The organism is Alkalilimnicola ehrlichii MLHE-1, from assembly GCF_000014785.1.
Classification (GTDB): Bacteria; Pseudomonadota; Gammaproteobacteria; order Nitrococcales; family Halorhodospiraceae; genus Alkalilimnicola; species Alkalilimnicola ehrlichii.
The window spans coordinates 2,341,615-2,356,404 of sequence record NC_008340.1; the positions used below are offsets into that span (position 1 = coordinate 2,341,615).

The following is a 14,790-nucleotide window of genomic DNA, read 5'->3' on the forward strand; positions in this document are numbered from 1 at the left end:
ATCACATTCGGTCCACATCCGCAGGGCGGAGCCCCACCACCTCGGCCAGACCCGGCTCGGCTTCCCAATGGATATCCAGGTCGTAGAGGCGTACTGCGTAGCGGCGTCGGGTGTCGCGCTGATAGGCCGGGCGCGGGTCGGCGGCCAGTACCGCCTCGATCAACGCCACCAGCCCTGGGTGGCGGCGTTCGGCCATCTCCGCCTCGCTGCGCGCCGTCGCCAGCCAGCGCACCGACAGGGCCGGCTGGGGGGCCCTGCCGGCAAAGCCGCCGGTGGCGTCCGGACAGGCATCGCAATAGGGCACATAGGGCTTCACGTCGAGCAGCGGGGTGCCGTCCAGCAGATCGGGCCCCCGTACCTGAATTGAGGCGCGCGCCCCGGACAGGTCCACCGCCGCCAGTCGCACCAGACTGAGCCCCACCGGATTCGGCCGATAGGGGGCGCGGGTGGCGAACACCCCGAGGCGACGGTTGCCGCCCAAGCGCGGTGGGCGCACGGTGAGCCCGCCGCGGCCCTTGCCGGCGTGGAACCAGGTCAGCAACCAGAGATGGCTGAAGGCCTCGATGCCCTGCCAGGCCTCGGCCCGGTCGTAGGGGGGATCGAGTTCGAGATACCCGGGGATGGCGTCCAGCAGCGTGCCCTGGCGGGGAATCCCGAAGCGCTGGGTGAAGGGGGTACGCACCCGGCCGATGGGTGACAGGGGGCTCTCCGTGCATGGCTCAGTCATCCGCGAGCCCTTGGATGCGCACCCAGTCCTGAACCGCTTCACGGGGCAGCGGCCGGGAGAAATAGTAGCCCTGCAGGCCCTGCACCCCCTCGCGCTCCAACCAGACCCGCTGGGCGTTGGTCTCCACCCCTTCGGCCACGACGTCGATACCCAGGGCGCGCGCCATCGCCAGGATGGCGCGGATCAGGGCCTCGGCCTGGGGGCTGCGCCCGACCTCCGCGATGAAGCCGGCATCGATCTTGAGCACATCCACCGGCAGGCTGTGCAACTGGGAGAGCGAGGCGTACCCACTGCCGAAGTCATCGAGCAGGATCAGGGCCCCCGCCGCCTGCAGCGCCTGGACCATCTCCCGGGCCCCCGACAGATTGCGTACCAGCGCCGTCTCGGTGATCTCGAAGCAGAGGGCATTCATGGGCACGCCGTGGGCCTGGCAGACCCTATCCATCCGCCCCACCAGGCACGGATCGAGGAACTGATCCGCGGAAAGGTTGACCGTCACCGGCAGCCTCATGCCCTCCTGGCGCATCGCCGCCACCTCGGCGCAGATCCGCGCGAAGATGGCCTCCCCCAGCGGCAGTATCATGTGGTGTTCCTCGGCCGCCCGGACCAGGGTGCCGGTGTCTAGGGTCTGCTGGTCGTGGCCCTGGACCCGGAGGAGGGCCTCCAGCGCCCAGGGCCGGGGCCGGCCGTCGCGCAGGCGCAGGATCGGCTGGTAGTTCATGGTGAGATAACGACCAGGGGCGTCGATGGTGCGCCAGAGTAGCCCCTTCCAGTGATCCTCCTCCAACAAGTGGTGCTCATGCTCGTAGTCAAAGGCCGCCCAGCCATTGCGGCCGCGGTCCTTGGCTTGAAACATCGCCAGATCGGCCCGCCGGATCAGGTCCTCCACCGTTTCCCCGTCCTTGGGGTAGAAGGCCACACCCACCGAGGCGGTGAGCCGGTGGCTGCGCGCGCCCACGGTAAAGGGCCGGCTCAGCGAGCGGATCAGCGCCCGCGCCACCCGGCTGGCACCGCCACGACCGCGCAACCGGCCCAGGACCACCACAAACTCGTCGCCACCGATGCGAGAGACCATGTCCACATCGCGCACGCAGGCGAGGATACGCCGGGTGGCCTCTTTGAGCACCTGGTCCCCCTCACTGTGGCCGAACCGGTCGTTAACGGCCTTGAAGTGATCCAGATCCAGCACCAGCACCGCGATCTGATGCCCGTCGTTATCCCCCGCCCGCTGCAACTGGTTGTCGAGAAACCGTTCAAAAAACCATCGGTTGGGGAGCCCTGTCAGGGCATCGTAGTGGGCCAGGCGCTCCAGCGCGGTGCGCTGCTCCCGGACTTCACGGGCCAGCCGCGCCACCTCCTTGTCATCCCCGGTACCGGGCGGCACATGCTCCAGGGCACAGAGCAGTCGCCCGGCGCCCACATGGCGCACCGACAGATCCACACGGCAGCCCGCGGCAAGCTGCAGGCCGCAGTACCGGCGCACGCCCGCCTCCGGACGCTGGTTCGCCAGCGCACGCTGCAGACGTACGGCGTCCCCGTCCACCATCAATTGCCAGAATGGCCGCTGCCGGAGGGGCTCCGCCGAGGCCTCGAGAAAGGCCCGGGCCTGCTCGTTCAGGGCATGGATGGTGCCCCCTTCATCGAGGATCAATTGCGCCACCGGGGCCAGTCGGAAGGCCGGTTGGTCGGCCATCGGCGCCCCAGGCTCGGGGTCCGGCGACGATTCGGGGTTGGGTCGTTGCTCCATCTCCGCTCCTTGGAACTAAAGGCTGTAAAGGCCACCGCGACGGGCGTACAAGCAGCTTACGACCTGGCCAACGCGGTGGCCAGGGACAGTGGCATCAGGCCGGCGTGGGATCAGTCAAAGAGGGAGGCATAGGCCCGTGCCGCGGCCTCCACGTCAGGGGCCGAGAAGACGTCGGTGATCACGGCCAGGGCATCGGCCCCCGCCGCCACCACCGGCGCGGCGTTGCGGGCCGTAATACCGCCGATGGCCACCACTGGAACACGTAACCGGGGCCGGATCCGCCGCAGCATCTCCGGGGTGGCCCGCACCGCTCCGGGCTTGGTCGGCGACGGGAAGAAGGCACCGAAGGCCACGTAGTCGGCCCCCTCGGCCTGCAGGTGCCGGGCGCGTTCCGGGTCATTGTAGCTGGAGGCCCCCACCAGGCGCTCCGGCCCAACCACGGCGCGGGCATCGGCGACCGCGCTGTCCCCCCGGCCAACGTGCACCCCATCCGCCCCGACCGCCGCCGCCAGCGCCGCGTCGTCGTTGACGATGAAGAGCACGCCATGGCGCCGGCAGAGTTCGGCCAGGGCCCCGGCCTCTTCCCGCCGGCGGGCGGCGTCAGCGCCCTTGTCCCGATACTGCACCATCGCCGCGCCACCGCGAATCGCCTGCAGCACGCGCCCGGGGAGCGCCCCGGGGGGTTGCAGGCCGGGGTCGGTGATCACGTAAAGCCCCCGGACCCGGCGGCGTCGCTCCTCGCGCTGCGGCATCGCGTTTACCTGAGCATTGTTCGAGGTTAAAGTTGCAGTCGGTGGCGGATGCGCCCAACGGCCTGGCGGATCCGCATTGGTACAACGTTCTCCGACTGACTGTAAAGGGTTGACTGATGGAATACCGCTCCTGGATGTGTGTGGTCTGCGGCTGGATCTACGACGAGGAGGAGGGATTGCCCGAGGAAGGCATCAAGCCGGGCACCCGTTGGGAGGATATCCCTGATGACTTCCGTTGCCCCGAGTGCGACGCCGCCAAGTCCGATTTCGAGATGATCGAGGTGTGAGCCGCCGGGCCGCGGGCCGCCGGCAGGCGGCCACGGCCGCTCAACCACCCCCCGCCTCAGCCGCACGCCGGCCCCGCTGCTCGTCCACCGGCCAACTGACCAGGAAGGCCCCGATAAACAGCAGCGCACAGAAGAGAATGGCCAGGTGCAGGCCCACCCAGGCCTGGAGCAGCCCCATCAGGAGCAGACTGAACGCCCCGGCCAGTTTCAGGGACAACCCCCAGAAGCCAAAGAACTCGGCGGCATGCCCCTGCGGCGCGAAGGCCCCGACCAGGGCACGGGTGGTGGACTGGCACGCGCCCAGGGCCGAACCGGCCAGCGTGCCCACCACCAGAAAGACGTACTGCGCCTGCCACTCCACGCCGAACAGCGCCCGTGCCGCCGCGGCCACCTGCGGCGTCGCGTAAATGCAGACCACCGCCAGCACCCACAGCGTCACCGTCACCCGGTAGGTCCGCAACCCACCCAGCCGGGTCTGAAGCAACCCGAAACCCACCGCCCCGACCGCCGCGCTGATCTGCACAATGATGAACATCAGCGTGCGTACCCCCTGATCCCAACCGATCACCTGGGCGCCGTAGATGAACGAGAAGGCGATAATGATGTACATCCCGCTCATGGCCAGGAAGGTGGAGAGCAGGAAGACCGCCAGGTCACGGTAGCCGCGCAGATTGCCGAGCGTGGCCCCGACCCGGGCAAGCCCCAGCCGGAAATACCCCTGTCCTGCCGGCAGCGGGCGCGGCCGGCCGCGTTCACGCAGAAAGAGGAAGGTGGGGATCGCCGCCACCAGGAAAAAGCCCGCCGCCCACGGGCCCACCCAGCGGATGCGGTCAAAATTCTCGGCACTCACCTCGCCCAGCACCAGCAGCACAAAGACGGCCGAGACCATCCCGCCCACATAGCCCAGCGCCCAACCGATGCCGGAAATGGCGCCCAGTTTGTCCGGCGGCCCGAGATCGGGCAGGAAACTGGCGATAAAGGCCTCGCCGATGGAATAGGCGAAGTTGGAGATAATGATCAGCAGCACCCCGAGCATGGCGTAGCCCGGCGCCACGAAGTAGAGTGCGGCGGTGGCCACCACGGTGAGCAGATAACTGCCGAACAGGAACTGCTTGCGCCGCGCGGTGTAGTCCATCACCGCCCCCGCCACCGGCGAGCAGACCACCACCAGCAGATAGCTGGTCGCCAGCGCCAGGCTCCAGAGCAGATTCCCCAGCCGGTAATCGGGCCCGTCCCCCACGATCACGCGGGTGAACAGATCCCCGAACACCACGGTGATGATGAGCAACGTATAGGCCTGGTTGGCGAAATCGAACATCGCCCAACCAAAGATCTCCCGCTTGGGTGCCACCGCCCTCTCAGTCATCCATCGCTCCCCATCCTGCCCATGGCAACCGCACGAGACCGACCGACCACACGCCACAGCCCCTCACCTGCCCTGCCCCCACCACGCCGGGGTATGGATCGCCGCGTCGCTCCTCGCGATGACGGGGGTGGCGCCCCCACCGTCACTGCGAGCCCCGAAGGGGCGCGGCAGTCCAGGCCTGCGTCTGGATCGCCGCGTCGCTACGCTCCTCGCGATGACCGGGTGGCGCCCCCCGGTCCCACACCCACCGAAGTCGCACACCTCGAAACCGCCTCAAAACTGCCGGCTGGGCGGGGTTGCCGCCAGGGGGCGTCGGCAGCCAGGGATGGCTGCCGACGAGCTTACAGGGACGTACTTGCAGCGTCCCCCTGGCGGCAACCCCGCCCAGCCGGCAGTTTCCCACCGAAGTCGCACACCTCACCAACCCCAACCCCAACCCCAACCCCAACCCCAACCCCAGCCCTAGCCCTAGCCCTAGCCCTAGCCCAACTCACCCCACCACACCGGACAAAGACGAGAAAAGCAAGCCGATTTCCGGTAACCTACGCGCCCATGAAAAACGAACATCTCTCCAACACCCGCTTTGACACCCTGGGCCTGCACGATGCCCTGATGGACGGCATCAAGCGTGCAGGCTTCGAGTACTGCACGCCCATACAGGCCGCCACCCTCCCCAAGGCGCTGGAAGGGCGCGACATCGCCGGCCAGGCCCAGACCGGCACCGGCAAATCCGCCGCCTTCCTGCTCGCCGCAATGCACCGGCTGATGACCGTACCGGTGGAGGAAGGCAAGGAAGGCCCCTGGACCCTCATCCTGGCCCCCACCCGGGAACTGGCCCTGCAGATTCACCGCGACGCCCTGCAACTGGGCCGCTACACCGGCCTCAAATGCGCCGCCATCTACGGCGGCACCGGCTACGAGGCCCAGCGCCAGCAACTGCAGGAAGGCGTGGACATCATTATCGGCACCCCGGGCCGGGTCATCGACTTCTTCAAACAGCGGATTTTCCACCTCAAGCACATCGAAGTGGTGATCCTCGACGAGGCCGACCGCATGTTCGACCTCGGCTTCATCGCCGACATCCGCTACCTCATGCGACGCATGCCCGAGCCGTCCAAACGGATGAACATGCTCTTCTCCGCCACCCTCTCCCACCGGGTGATGGAACTGGCCTACGAGCACCTCAACGACCCCGAGGTGGTCCGCATCGAATCCGAGCAGATCACCGCCGACAAGGTCCGCCAGAAGCTCTACCACGTCTCCAAGGACGAAAAGATCCCCCTCCTGCTCGGCCTCATCCGCCAGGAGGAGGCGATGAACCGCAGCATCATCTTCGTCAACACCAAGCGGGCCGCCGACCGGGTCACCGGCTACCTGCTGGGCAACGACATCGAGGCCGCGGTCATCTCCGGCGACATCCCGCAGAAAAAGCGCGAATCCCTGCTCAAGCGCTTCCAGGACGGCGAACTGCGCTTCCTGGTGGCCACCGATGTGGCCGCCCGTGGGCTGCACATTGAAGACGTCTCCCACGTCATCAACTACGATCTGCCCCAGGATCCCGAGGACTACGTGCACCGGATCGGCCGCACCGCCCGGGCCGGGGCCAGCGGCGACGCGATCTCCTTCGCCTGCGAGGAGTACGTCTTCTCACTGCCGGACATCGAAAGCTTCATCGAGCAGCGGATCCCCGCCGAGATGCCCTCGCCCGAGATGATGGTCGAGCCCAAGCCCCCCAAGCGCATCCAGCGCAGCCGCCCCGGTGGCAAGGGCGGCCGGGGACGCCCCGGCGGGGCGGGCAATCGCCGTCGAAGCGGCAACGACCGCCGGGGTGGCAACAACGGCTCCAACGGAAGCGGCGGCAACAACTAGCCCGTTGCGCGGGCCCGGCACCTGACCGGGCACGCCGCCGCGACGACCCGGCGCGGGCACCGATGCCCGCGCGGCGGAGACGCGCCATGAACCACCTGGCCCACCTTCAGCTCTCTGACGGCCCCGATGAGCGCCTGGGCAACCTGCTGGGTGACCATGTGCGTGGCCGGCTGCAGCCCGGGGACTGGCCGCCCGGCGTCTACCGGGGCCTGCACCTCCACCGGCGCATTGACAGCCTCGCAGATCACCACCCGGCCGCCCGCACCCTGCGTGCCCGCTTTCCCAACGGCGAACGGCGCTGCGCCGGCATCCTGCTCGACCTCTGCCACGATCACTTTCTGATCCGCCACTGGACCGTGCTCCAGGATCAGCCGCTTGCCGACTGGGTCCGGCGGGTCTACCGCGAGCTGGCCGACCGGCGCCCGGACATGCCTGCGCCGTTGCAGCAACGACTGCCCACGCTCATTGAGCGAGACTGGCTCCGGGCCTGCAGCGATCTCGAGGGCGTGGAAAGGGTCCTGGCCCGGGTGGCGGGACGACTGCGCCGGCCCGAGCCCCTGTTGCGGGCCGGAGCCCGACTGCGTCAACTCTATCCGGACCTGGAGCGCTGCTTCCTCGCCCTTTACCCCGATATCCGGGCCTCAGTGGCCCACGAACGCGTCCGGGTTCGGGACGGATGGTGTGCAGAGCGCCCCCCGGCGCGCTAAATTGTTACCGGAAGCCTCGGCGCAACCGGTCCGCCCCCGGCGGATGCGCACCGGCGCCAACCATCCCTACATGGAGGAGTTAACAGCCCATGCGTCGATCCAGCCTGCTTGCCCTGCTCGCGCTGCTGGCCGCCGGCCTGACCGCGCTGCCCGCCCACGCCCGCGACCTGACCTTCGGCGGTGCCTCCATCACCGGCGTCTACTATCAGGTGGCCCAGCACGGCTGCCGCCTGCTGGAGCAACACAAACCGGAGTACAACTGCGTGGGCCGCCCCACCCAAGGCTCGGTGTTCAATATCAACGCCCTCTCTCAAGGCTCCATCGACTTTGGCGTCGCCCAGTCCGACCGCGCCTGGCAGGCCATCAACGGCCAGGCCGAGTGGGAGCGCCGGGGCGCCTTCGAAGGTCTGCGCAGCCTGTTCGCCATGCACCCGGAGACGGTCATGCTGGTGGTACGGGCCGACAGCGATATCCACGCCGTAGAGGACATCACAGGCCACACCATCAACGTCGGCAACCCCGGCTCCGGCCAGCGCCGTAACGCCATGGACGTCCTGGAGATCTACGGCATCGACCCGCGCAGCGACATCCGCGCCCGCAACCTGCAACAGCACGAGGCCTCCCGCGCCCTGGTCGATGGCCAGGTGGACGGTTTCTTCTACACCGTGGGCAACCCCAGCGCCGCCATTGAGGAGCCGGCCAACACGGTAGACATCCGCATGATCCCGCTCGACTCAGACGCCATCCGCGCGTTCGTGGACGAACGGCCCTACTACGTGATGACCCGGATACCCGCCGGCACCTACCCCGGGGTGGACGAGGACATCGGGACTTATGCGGTCACCGCCACCGTGGTCACCCACGCCGACATGGACGAGGCCGTGGCCTACGACCTGACCGCCGCTGTCTTTGAACAGATGGACGACCTGCGCAACGCCCACGCCGCCTTCCGCCATCTGGAGCCCGAGGCCATGATGGAGGGCGTCTCGGTGGACCTCCACCCCGGCGCCCTGCGCTACTACGAAGAGCAGGGCTGGCGCTGAGGCCTGCGCCCGCCCCGGGCCACCGGGGTGGGCGGCACTCTCCTGCCCCGCTGAATGAGCACCCCGCGTAACGGTGAGGACCAGGCCCGGGAGATGGCCCGGGCCGTGGAGAGCGGTGCCCGCCAGCCACGCGGCCGGCTGGCCGTGGCGGCCATCGCGCTGCTGTGCCTGGCCTGGTCCGCTTTCCAGGTGGCCATCGCCTGGGACCCCATCGACGCCCACATCGCCCGGGTCTGGCACCTGGCCTTCGCCATCACCCTGGCCTACCTGTTGTTCCCCGCCCGGCACCGCCCGGCGCCGCGCTGGCTCCGCCCCCTGCAGCGCTTTGGCCTGTTCCGGGACAACCGCCAGCGCATCCCGTGGGTCGATATCCTGCTCGCCCTGGTGGCGGCCGCCGCCACCCTGTGGATCTGGTGGGACTACGAGGAGATCCTCTGGCGGGCCGGGCTGCCCGAGCCCCAGGACATCGTCCTGGGCATCGTGCTGGTGGTGCTGTTGCTGGAGGCAGCCCGGCGAACCTTGGGCTGGGCGCTGCCCATTCTCGCTGCCCTGTTCCTGATCTACTGCTTCGCCGGCCCCTGGATGCCCGGGCTGCTCCGCCACCGCGGCGTGTCGCTGGAGATCCTGGTCAACGACATGTACCTGAGCGACTCCGGGATCTTCGGGGTGCCACTGGGCGTGTCGGTGGGGTTCGTCTTCCTGTTCGTGCTGCTGGGCGCGCTGCTGGAGCGGGCGGGGGCCGGCAAGTACTTTATCGACGTGGCCTACTCCGCCCTGGGCAGCCTGCGCGGCGGCCCGGCCAAGGCGGCGGTGTTCGCCTCCGGGCTCACCGGCTCGGTGTCCGGCTCCTCCATTGCCAACACCGTCACCACCGGTACTTTTACCATCCCGCTGATGAAACGGGTGGGTCTGCCGCCGCACAAGGCGGCGGCGGTGGAGGTGGCCGCCTCCACCAACGGCCAGTTGATGCCGCCGGTGATGGGCGCGGCCGCCTTCATCATGGCGGAGATCGTCGGCCTGCCCTATCTCGATGTACTGCGGGCGGCGATCATCCCGGCGCTGGTGGCCTACATCGCCCTCTTCTACGTAGTGCATGTGGAGGCCTGCAAAGAAAACGTGGCCGTGGTGCCGCGCAGCGAACTGCCCCCCTTCTGGTCCACGCTACTGCGCGGCCTGCACTACCTGGTGCCGCTACTGATGCTCATCTGGTTCCTAGTGATCATGCGCCGCTCGCCGGTGGCCTCGGCACTGCTGGCCATCCAGGCCACCGTGGTGATCATGCTGGTGCAGCGGCCCATCCTGGCCTACCTGACCCATCGGCGGATGGGCGCCGGGGCGCCCCTCTACCGGGTGTTGGGGCAGGCCCTGCTGGGCGGTGTGGGCGATGTGCTGCGGGGGATGATCGGCGGCGCCCGGAATATGGTGGCCGTGGGGGTGGCCACCGCCACCGCCGGGATCATTGTCGGGGTGGTCAGCACCACCGGGCTGGTGGGCCGCTTCGTCAACGTCATCGAGGTGCTCTCCATGGGGAGCCTCTACCTGATGCTGGGGCTCACCGCCCTCACCTGCATCATCCTCGGCATGGGGCTGCCCACCACCGCCAACTACATTGTCATGGCCACGCTGACCGCCCCGGTGATCGTCCAGTTGGGCGGTGACATGGGGCTGCTGATCCCGGTGATCGCCGCCCACCTGTTTGTGTTCTATTTCGGCATCCTGGCCGACGACACCCCACCGGTGGGGTTGGCGGCCTATGCCGGCGCGGCGATCGCCCAGAGCCCGCCCCTGAAGACCGGGGTCCAGAGTTTCAGTTACGACCTGCGCACCGCGATCCTGCCCTTCGTCTTCGTTTTCAATACCGAACTGCTGATGATCAGCGGTTTGGACGAGGCGGGGCGGATCATCTGGCAGACCGACCCGGTGGTGATCGGCTGGACGTTCCTCACCGCCCTGCTGGGGCTGTTCGCGCTGGTCTCCGCCATCGCCGGCTACGCCGGCAGCCGCTGCCACAGGCTGGAGCGGCTGCTGTTGCTGGCCCTGGCGCTGCTGCTGCTGCGCCCGGACTGGCTGGCCGAGCCCACCGCGGCACCGGCCGCACTGGTCCAGATCGCCTGCCTGGCGGCGTATGGCATGCTGTATCTCTGGCAACGCCGACGCGCACCCCGGCCCGCCTGATGCCGGCGGGCAGGTCGCCGCCGGCCCCTTACCCCGGCAGCAGCAAAGTGCTAGTTTTCGGGTATCACCCGTCGGATCCGCGATCACTCTGGAGCGACCATGTACGAGTTCGTCAACTACCAGGTCAAGGATTACATGACCCCCGCCCCCCGCACCATCAGCCCGGACACCGCGCTGCGGGAGTTGGAAGCGCTGTTCGCACGCCACGATTTCAATGGTGTCCCGGTCACCGATGAGCAGCAGACCTTGCTCGGGGTAGCCACCAAATTCGACCTGCTCAAGGCCTTCACCTTCCAGCCGACGGCCATGATCCCCCCCTACGAGGCCATCATGGCGCGCAAGGTGGCCGACTACATGACCCGGGAACCGGTCACCACCCAGCCCGATATGCCGCTCACCCGTGTCCTCCAACGCATGGTGGAGATGCGCACCAAGAGCTTCCCGGTGGTGGACGACGGCCGGGTGGTCGGTGTCATCGCCCGCGAGGACATCCTGCGGGCCCTGGAGGACGCCACCCGCGCCGGCTGACTCTGGAGAGCGAATGAATCCATCCACCACGATCGGCATGCTCGGCGGGCTGGGCATGCTGGTCACTGTGTTGTTCTTCGCGGCCGAGGAGCCGGCCGCCTTCATCAATCTGCCGGGGCTGGCCATCGTCCTCGGCGGCACCTTCGCCGCCACCTTTCTCAGCTACCCGCTGAAAGAGGTGCTACGGGTCTTCGGCCTGTTCGGCATCGTGCTGCGCAACGAGCGCCTGTACACCCGGGACGACATGGAGGAGCTGATCCAGATCTCCCGGCTCTGGCTGCGGGGCGATATCCGCGCCGTGGAGGCGGCCCTGGACAAGGTCTCCAACCCCTTCCTGCGCACCGGTGTGCAGTTGCTGATCGACCTCACGCCGGAGGAGGACATCCTCGATCTGCTGCAATGGCGCATCTCCCGCCTGCGTGCCCGCGAGCGGGCCGAGGCCCAGCTGTTCCGGGTGATGGCCAGCTTCGCCCCGGCCTTCGGCATGATCGGCACCCTGGTGGGGCTGATCAACATGATGTTCATCCTCGACCAGGGGGACATCGCCCTGATCGGCCAGCACATGGCCGTGGCGCTACTGACCACCTTCTACGGCATCCTGCTCGCCAACATGGTGTTCAAACCGATCGCGGTGAAGCTGGAGCGCCGGACCGAGCAGCGGGTGGTGCTGATGAATATGGTGCTGCAGGGCATCTCCATGATGTGTCAGAAACGCAACCCGACACTGATGCGCGAGACGCTCAACTCCTTCATGGCGCACTATAAGGACGAAATCCGCGACCCCAGCATCCGGCTGGATGCCGAGAACGGGGCCCAGGCACCGGCAGGACCCAACAGTGGACGCTGAGCAGTCCGCAGCAGCGGGCGGAACGGGCGCATTCCGCCGGGGCCGATTCGCCCAGTGGCACGTGGAACCGGCCGAGGACACGGAGGGTGAGAGCTGGCTGTTGGTCTACCTGGATGTGATGACCCTGCTGCTGGTGATGTTCGTGGTCATGCTGGCCTTCACGGAGGATCACGCCGGGGTCCCGGAGCAGGAACCCGGCCTGTTTGCCGGGCAGGCCGGCGTACCCAGTGTGCTGGAGGGCGAGTTCGGTCCACTCTACGCCTTGCCGGAATCCCCGGCACCCGTCGCCGACCCGGCCACGGAGGAAGACCCCGTAGACCAGGCCATGGCAGACGAGCTGGATGCACTGGGCGACGATATCGACGTCCTGGTGGAGGCGGGCAGCATCAGCTTCCGGATCAGCGACGAGATCCTGTTCCCCTCCGGCGAGGCCGAACTCACGGACCAGGGGCTGCAGGTCCTCGGGCAGCTCATCCCGGTACTGGAGGTCAGCGACCATCGGATCACTGTGGAGGGCCACACCGACAATGTCCCCATCGCCACGGAGCGCTTCCCCTCCAACTGGGAACTGTCCACCGGTCGCGCCACGCGGGTCCTGCGCTTTCTCGAGGCGGAGGGGATCGCCTCCACCCGCCTCCAGGCCACCGGCCTCGCCGACACCCGCCCCATTGCCGGCAATGCCACCGCCGAGGGGCGTGCCCAAAACCGTCGGGTGGAGTTGGTGCTGCAGACGCCGGCGGAGTAGGCCACCTTTGAGCGCGCGCTCCATTGCGGGCATACTCGGCGGGCCATACCCATACACAACAACAGGCTATTATTCAGAATGACCACACCGCCCGCAATGCAGGCGCTCCACCGATGGCTCGAGCGGCTCAGCCTCCCCGACCTGTTGGATACCCGCGGTCACTCGCAGGATTTCTCCGGCTCCCGGGCCGGCTACATCAACACCCGCATCCGGCCCCTCGCCCTGGTGCTGGCCCTGCTGATCCCGGCCTGGATCCCGGTGGATTACGCCTTTATGCCGATCGGCGAGTTCACGCTAATGGCGTTGCTGCGGGTGGCCTGCACCGCCGTGCTGTTGGGGTTGTTCTTCTGGTGTGGCCGCGAGCAGCTCACGCTGCCGCAGGCCCGGCTCCGACTGGGGCTGCTGATCACCATCCCGCTGCTGCTCTACGGCGCGGCCCGCCTGCTCCTGAACGGCGATGTCGCCCCCGGGCTGATCCTGGGCTACTCCTTCTTTCCGGTGCTGACGGTGGCCATGCTCACCGTCTTCCCGCTCACCCTGCGCGAGGCGCTCGGCTACCTGCTGCCGGTACTGCTCGTCTACACCCTGCTCGAGATCGCGGTCGGCCGCACCCTGGACCTGCAGAGCCTCGGCGGGCTCTGGCTGCTAGTACTGGTGGCACTGGTGGCCGCCTGGTCGGTCGCCGGCCAGCTGTTGATGCTGCTGCGGCTCTACCGACAGGCCACCCGCGATCCGCTCACCGGGCTGTTCAACCGGCGCGCCCTGACCGAGCAGATCGAACGCGAGCGCGCCCGCTTCCTGCGCACCGGACGCCCGCTCACGGTGTTGCTCTTCGATCTGGACCGGTTCAAGCGGATCAACGATCACCACGGCCATCTGGTCGGCGACCGGGTACTGCAGGTGTTCGCCAACGTGGTCCAACAGAACCTGCGTACCACCGATCACTTCGGACGCTGGGGCGGCGAGGAGTTCCTCGCCGCCCTCCCCGAGACCACCTCGGAGCAGGCCCGGGTGGTGGCCGAGCGGGTCCGGCAGGCCTGCGAGAACGAGCGGCTGACCCTGGCCGAGGGCCCGTCGCTCGGCTTTACTACCAGTATCGGGGTTGCCACCCTGCACCGGGATGAGACCCTGGACTCCCTGTTCAACCGAGTGGATGAGGCCTTGTACAACGCCAAGGCCTATGGCAGAAACCGAGTCGTCGAAGCGGAGGTCCCCGCCAGCGCATGAGCACCCCGCACCCCCGTTTTATGCTGTTTCCGCCGGTCATCACCTTCCTGCTGACCGTCAACGGGTTGGTGTTTCTGCTCCAGGGCTTCATGGGGCCGACACTGATCACCCACTTCGCGCTCTGGCCCCTGGGCACCCCCGACACCATGCCCTTCAGGGGTATGCTCACCCAGGTGCCGGAGTTCCAGGTCTGGCAGCTGCTGACCTACGGCTTTCTCCACGGGGGCCTGTTTCACCTGGTGGTCAACCTGTTCGCCATGTGGATGCTGGGGGTGCAGGTGGAGAACGCCTGGGGATCCCGGCTGTTCGCGATCTATTTTCTCGTCTGCGTGGTCGGAGCCGGTCTCGTGCAACTGGTGGTGGCCACCCAGATGGCCGCCGACGGCGCCATCTACCCTACCGTCGGGGCCTCAGGCGGGGTTTTTGGTATCCTGCTCGCCTTCGGCATGATGTTCCCCAACCAGCGTCTGATGCTGATCTTCCTGCCGATCCCGATCAAGGCCAAGTACTTTGTCATGGCCTACGGGGCCTTTGAGCTGTTTGCCGGCATCACCCGCACCGATGCCGGTATCGCCCATTTCGCCCACCTGGGTGGCATGGTGGTGGGGCTGCTGTTGATCCAGTACTGGCGGGGGCGCCTGCCCATCAAGCCGCGCCGGCAGGTCTTCTGGTGGTAGGCCGCGCACTGCTATCTCCAAGAGGGGAACTAGTTTATATTGGTAATAATGCACATAATGCCCTCCGGCGCCCGGGTGGGCCATCTATCTGAC

Annotated in this window: 14 protein-coding genes; 10 read left to right on the forward strand and 4 right to left on the reverse strand. The window is 67.8% G+C overall.

Going from position 1 to position 14,790, the window contains the following annotated elements; all coding sequences use genetic code 11:
* Position 1 precedes the first annotated feature (1 nt).
* From tsaA to thiE, 3 genes are all read right to left on the reverse strand, one after another.
* Positions 2 to 727 carry a tRNA (N6-threonylcarbamoyladenosine(37)-N6)-methyltransferase TrmO gene (gene tsaA, locus MLG_RS10480; protein WP_011629801.1) on the reverse strand — a complete coding sequence of 242 codons (726 nt, stop codon included), beginning with the start codon at positions 725 to 727 and terminating at the stop codon, positions 2 to 4.
* Positions 720 to 2,474, reverse strand: coding sequence for a putative bifunctional diguanylate cyclase/phosphodiesterase (locus tag MLG_RS10485; RefSeq protein ID WP_011629802.1), 1,755 nt, complete (start codon positions 2,472 to 2,474; stop codon positions 720 to 722). The genes tsaA and MLG_RS10485 overlap by 8 nt, the downstream gene beginning before the upstream one ends.
* A gap of 110 nt (positions 2,475 to 2,584) precedes the next feature.
* On the reverse strand, positions 2,585 to 3,226 hold the full coding sequence (gene thiE, locus MLG_RS10490; protein WP_011629803.1) for a thiamine phosphate synthase: 642 nt from the start codon (positions 3,224 to 3,226) through the stop codon (positions 2,585 to 2,587).
* 116 nt (positions 3,227 to 3,342) lie between these two features.
* Between thiE and MLG_RS10495 the strand changes: the two genes are divergently transcribed.
* Entirely contained in the window at positions 3,343 to 3,513 is a 171-nt protein-coding gene (locus MLG_RS10495; protein ID WP_011629804.1) for a rubredoxin, read from the forward strand.
* A 40-nt stretch (positions 3,514 to 3,553) separates the two neighbouring features.
* On the opposite strand, the gene MLG_RS10500 is transcribed toward MLG_RS10495, so the two are convergent.
* On the reverse strand, positions 3,554 to 4,879 hold the full coding sequence (locus MLG_RS10500; protein ID WP_041718030.1) for an MFS transporter: 1,326 nt from the start codon (positions 4,877 to 4,879) through the stop codon (positions 3,554 to 3,556).
* A 552-nt stretch (positions 4,880 to 5,431) separates the two neighbouring features.
* Here MLG_RS10500 and MLG_RS10505 point away from each other — a divergent pair.
* The 9 genes from MLG_RS10505 to MLG_RS10545 all read left to right on the forward strand — a co-directional run bounded on the left by MLG_RS10505 (position 5,432) and on the right by MLG_RS10545 (position 14,697).
* Positions 5,432 to 6,748, forward strand: a complete 1,317-nt coding sequence (locus MLG_RS10505; RefSeq protein WP_011629806.1) for a DEAD/DEAH box helicase — start codon at positions 5,432 to 5,434, stop codon at positions 6,746 to 6,748.
* Positions 6,749 to 6,834: 86 nt separating this feature from the next.
* Complete coding sequence (locus MLG_RS10510) at positions 6,835 to 7,455, forward strand: acyl carrier protein phosphodiesterase (protein WP_011629807.1); 621 nt, start codon at positions 6,835 to 6,837, stop codon at positions 7,453 to 7,455.
* An 89-nt stretch (positions 7,456 to 7,544) separates the two neighbouring features.
* Positions 7,545 to 8,498: a TAXI family TRAP transporter solute-binding subunit gene (locus tag MLG_RS10515; RefSeq protein ID WP_011629808.1), complete on the forward strand. Its 954-nt coding sequence runs from the start codon at positions 7,545 to 7,547 to the stop codon at positions 8,496 to 8,498.
* 54 nt (positions 8,499 to 8,552) lie between these two features.
* The gene (locus tag MLG_RS10520) at positions 8,553 to 10,673 is read left to right on the forward strand and encodes a TRAP transporter permease (protein WP_011629809.1); all 2,121 of its coding nucleotides are present in this window, start codon (positions 8,553 to 8,555) and stop codon (positions 10,671 to 10,673) included.
* A gap of 99 nt (positions 10,674 to 10,772) precedes the next feature.
* A complete protein-coding gene (locus MLG_RS10525; RefSeq protein ID WP_011629810.1) occupies positions 10,773 to 11,201 on the forward strand; it encodes a CBS domain-containing protein in 429 nt (142 codons plus the stop codon).
* Between the two features lie 13 nt (positions 11,202 to 11,214).
* Positions 11,215 to 12,048: a motility protein A gene (locus tag MLG_RS10530; RefSeq protein ID WP_011629811.1), complete on the forward strand. Its 834-nt coding sequence runs from the start codon at positions 11,215 to 11,217 to the stop codon at positions 12,046 to 12,048.
* The gene (locus MLG_RS10535) at positions 12,038 to 12,793 is read left to right on the forward strand and encodes an OmpA/MotB family protein (protein ID WP_011629812.1); all 756 of its coding nucleotides are present in this window, start codon (positions 12,038 to 12,040) and stop codon (positions 12,791 to 12,793) included. The genes MLG_RS10530 and MLG_RS10535 overlap by 11 nt, the downstream gene beginning before the upstream one ends.
* 78 nt (positions 12,794 to 12,871) lie before the next feature.
* Positions 12,872 to 14,020, forward strand: a complete 1,149-nt coding sequence (locus MLG_RS10540) for a GGDEF domain-containing protein (protein ID WP_011629813.1) — start codon at positions 12,872 to 12,874, stop codon at positions 14,018 to 14,020.
* Positions 14,017 to 14,697 carry a rhomboid family intramembrane serine protease gene (locus MLG_RS10545; protein ID WP_011629814.1) on the forward strand — a complete coding sequence of 227 codons (681 nt, stop codon included), beginning with the start codon at positions 14,017 to 14,019 and terminating at the stop codon, positions 14,695 to 14,697. Before MLG_RS10540 ends, MLG_RS10545 begins: the two co-directional genes overlap by 4 nt.
* Positions 14,698 to 14,790: the final 93 nt, after the last annotated feature.

What these genes read in the sequence shown, in the direction of transcription:
- tsaA (WP_011629801.1), bottom strand. Translation starts at nt 727, where the DNA reads ATGACTGAGCCATGCACGGAGAGCCCCCTGTCACCCATCGGCCGGGTG.
- MLG_RS10485 (WP_011629802.1), bottom strand. Translation starts at nt 2,474, where the DNA reads ATGGAGCAACGACCCAACCCCGAATCGTCGCCGGACCCCGAGCCTGGG.
- thiE (WP_011629803.1), bottom strand. Translation starts at nt 3,226, where the DNA reads ATGCCGCAGCGCGAGGAGCGACGCCGCCGGGTCCGGGGGCTTTACGTG.
- MLG_RS10495 (WP_011629804.1), top strand. Translation starts at nt 3,343, where the DNA reads ATGGAATACCGCTCCTGGATGTGTGTGGTCTGCGGCTGGATCTACGAC.
- MLG_RS10500 (WP_041718030.1), bottom strand. Translation starts at nt 4,879, where the DNA reads ATGACTGAGAGGGCGGTGGCACCCAAGCGGGAGATCTTTGGTTGGGCG.
- MLG_RS10505 (WP_011629806.1), top strand. Translation starts at nt 5,432, where the DNA reads ATGAAAAACGAACATCTCTCCAACACCCGCTTTGACACCCTGGGCCTG.
- MLG_RS10510 (WP_011629807.1), top strand. Translation starts at nt 6,835, where the DNA reads ATGAACCACCTGGCCCACCTTCAGCTCTCTGACGGCCCCGATGAGCGC.
- MLG_RS10515 (WP_011629808.1), top strand. Translation starts at nt 7,545, where the DNA reads ATGCGTCGATCCAGCCTGCTTGCCCTGCTCGCGCTGCTGGCCGCCGGC.
- MLG_RS10520 (WP_011629809.1), top strand. Translation starts at nt 8,553, where the DNA reads ATGAGCACCCCGCGTAACGGTGAGGACCAGGCCCGGGAGATGGCCCGG.
- MLG_RS10525 (WP_011629810.1), top strand. Translation starts at nt 10,773, where the DNA reads ATGTACGAGTTCGTCAACTACCAGGTCAAGGATTACATGACCCCCGCC.
- MLG_RS10530 (WP_011629811.1), top strand. Translation starts at nt 11,215, where the DNA reads ATGAATCCATCCACCACGATCGGCATGCTCGGCGGGCTGGGCATGCTG.
- MLG_RS10540 (WP_011629813.1), top strand. Translation starts at nt 12,872, where the DNA reads ATGACCACACCGCCCGCAATGCAGGCGCTCCACCGATGGCTCGAGCGG.
- MLG_RS10545 (WP_011629814.1), top strand. Translation starts at nt 14,017, where the DNA reads ATGAGCACCCCGCACCCCCGTTTTATGCTGTTTCCGCCGGTCATCACC.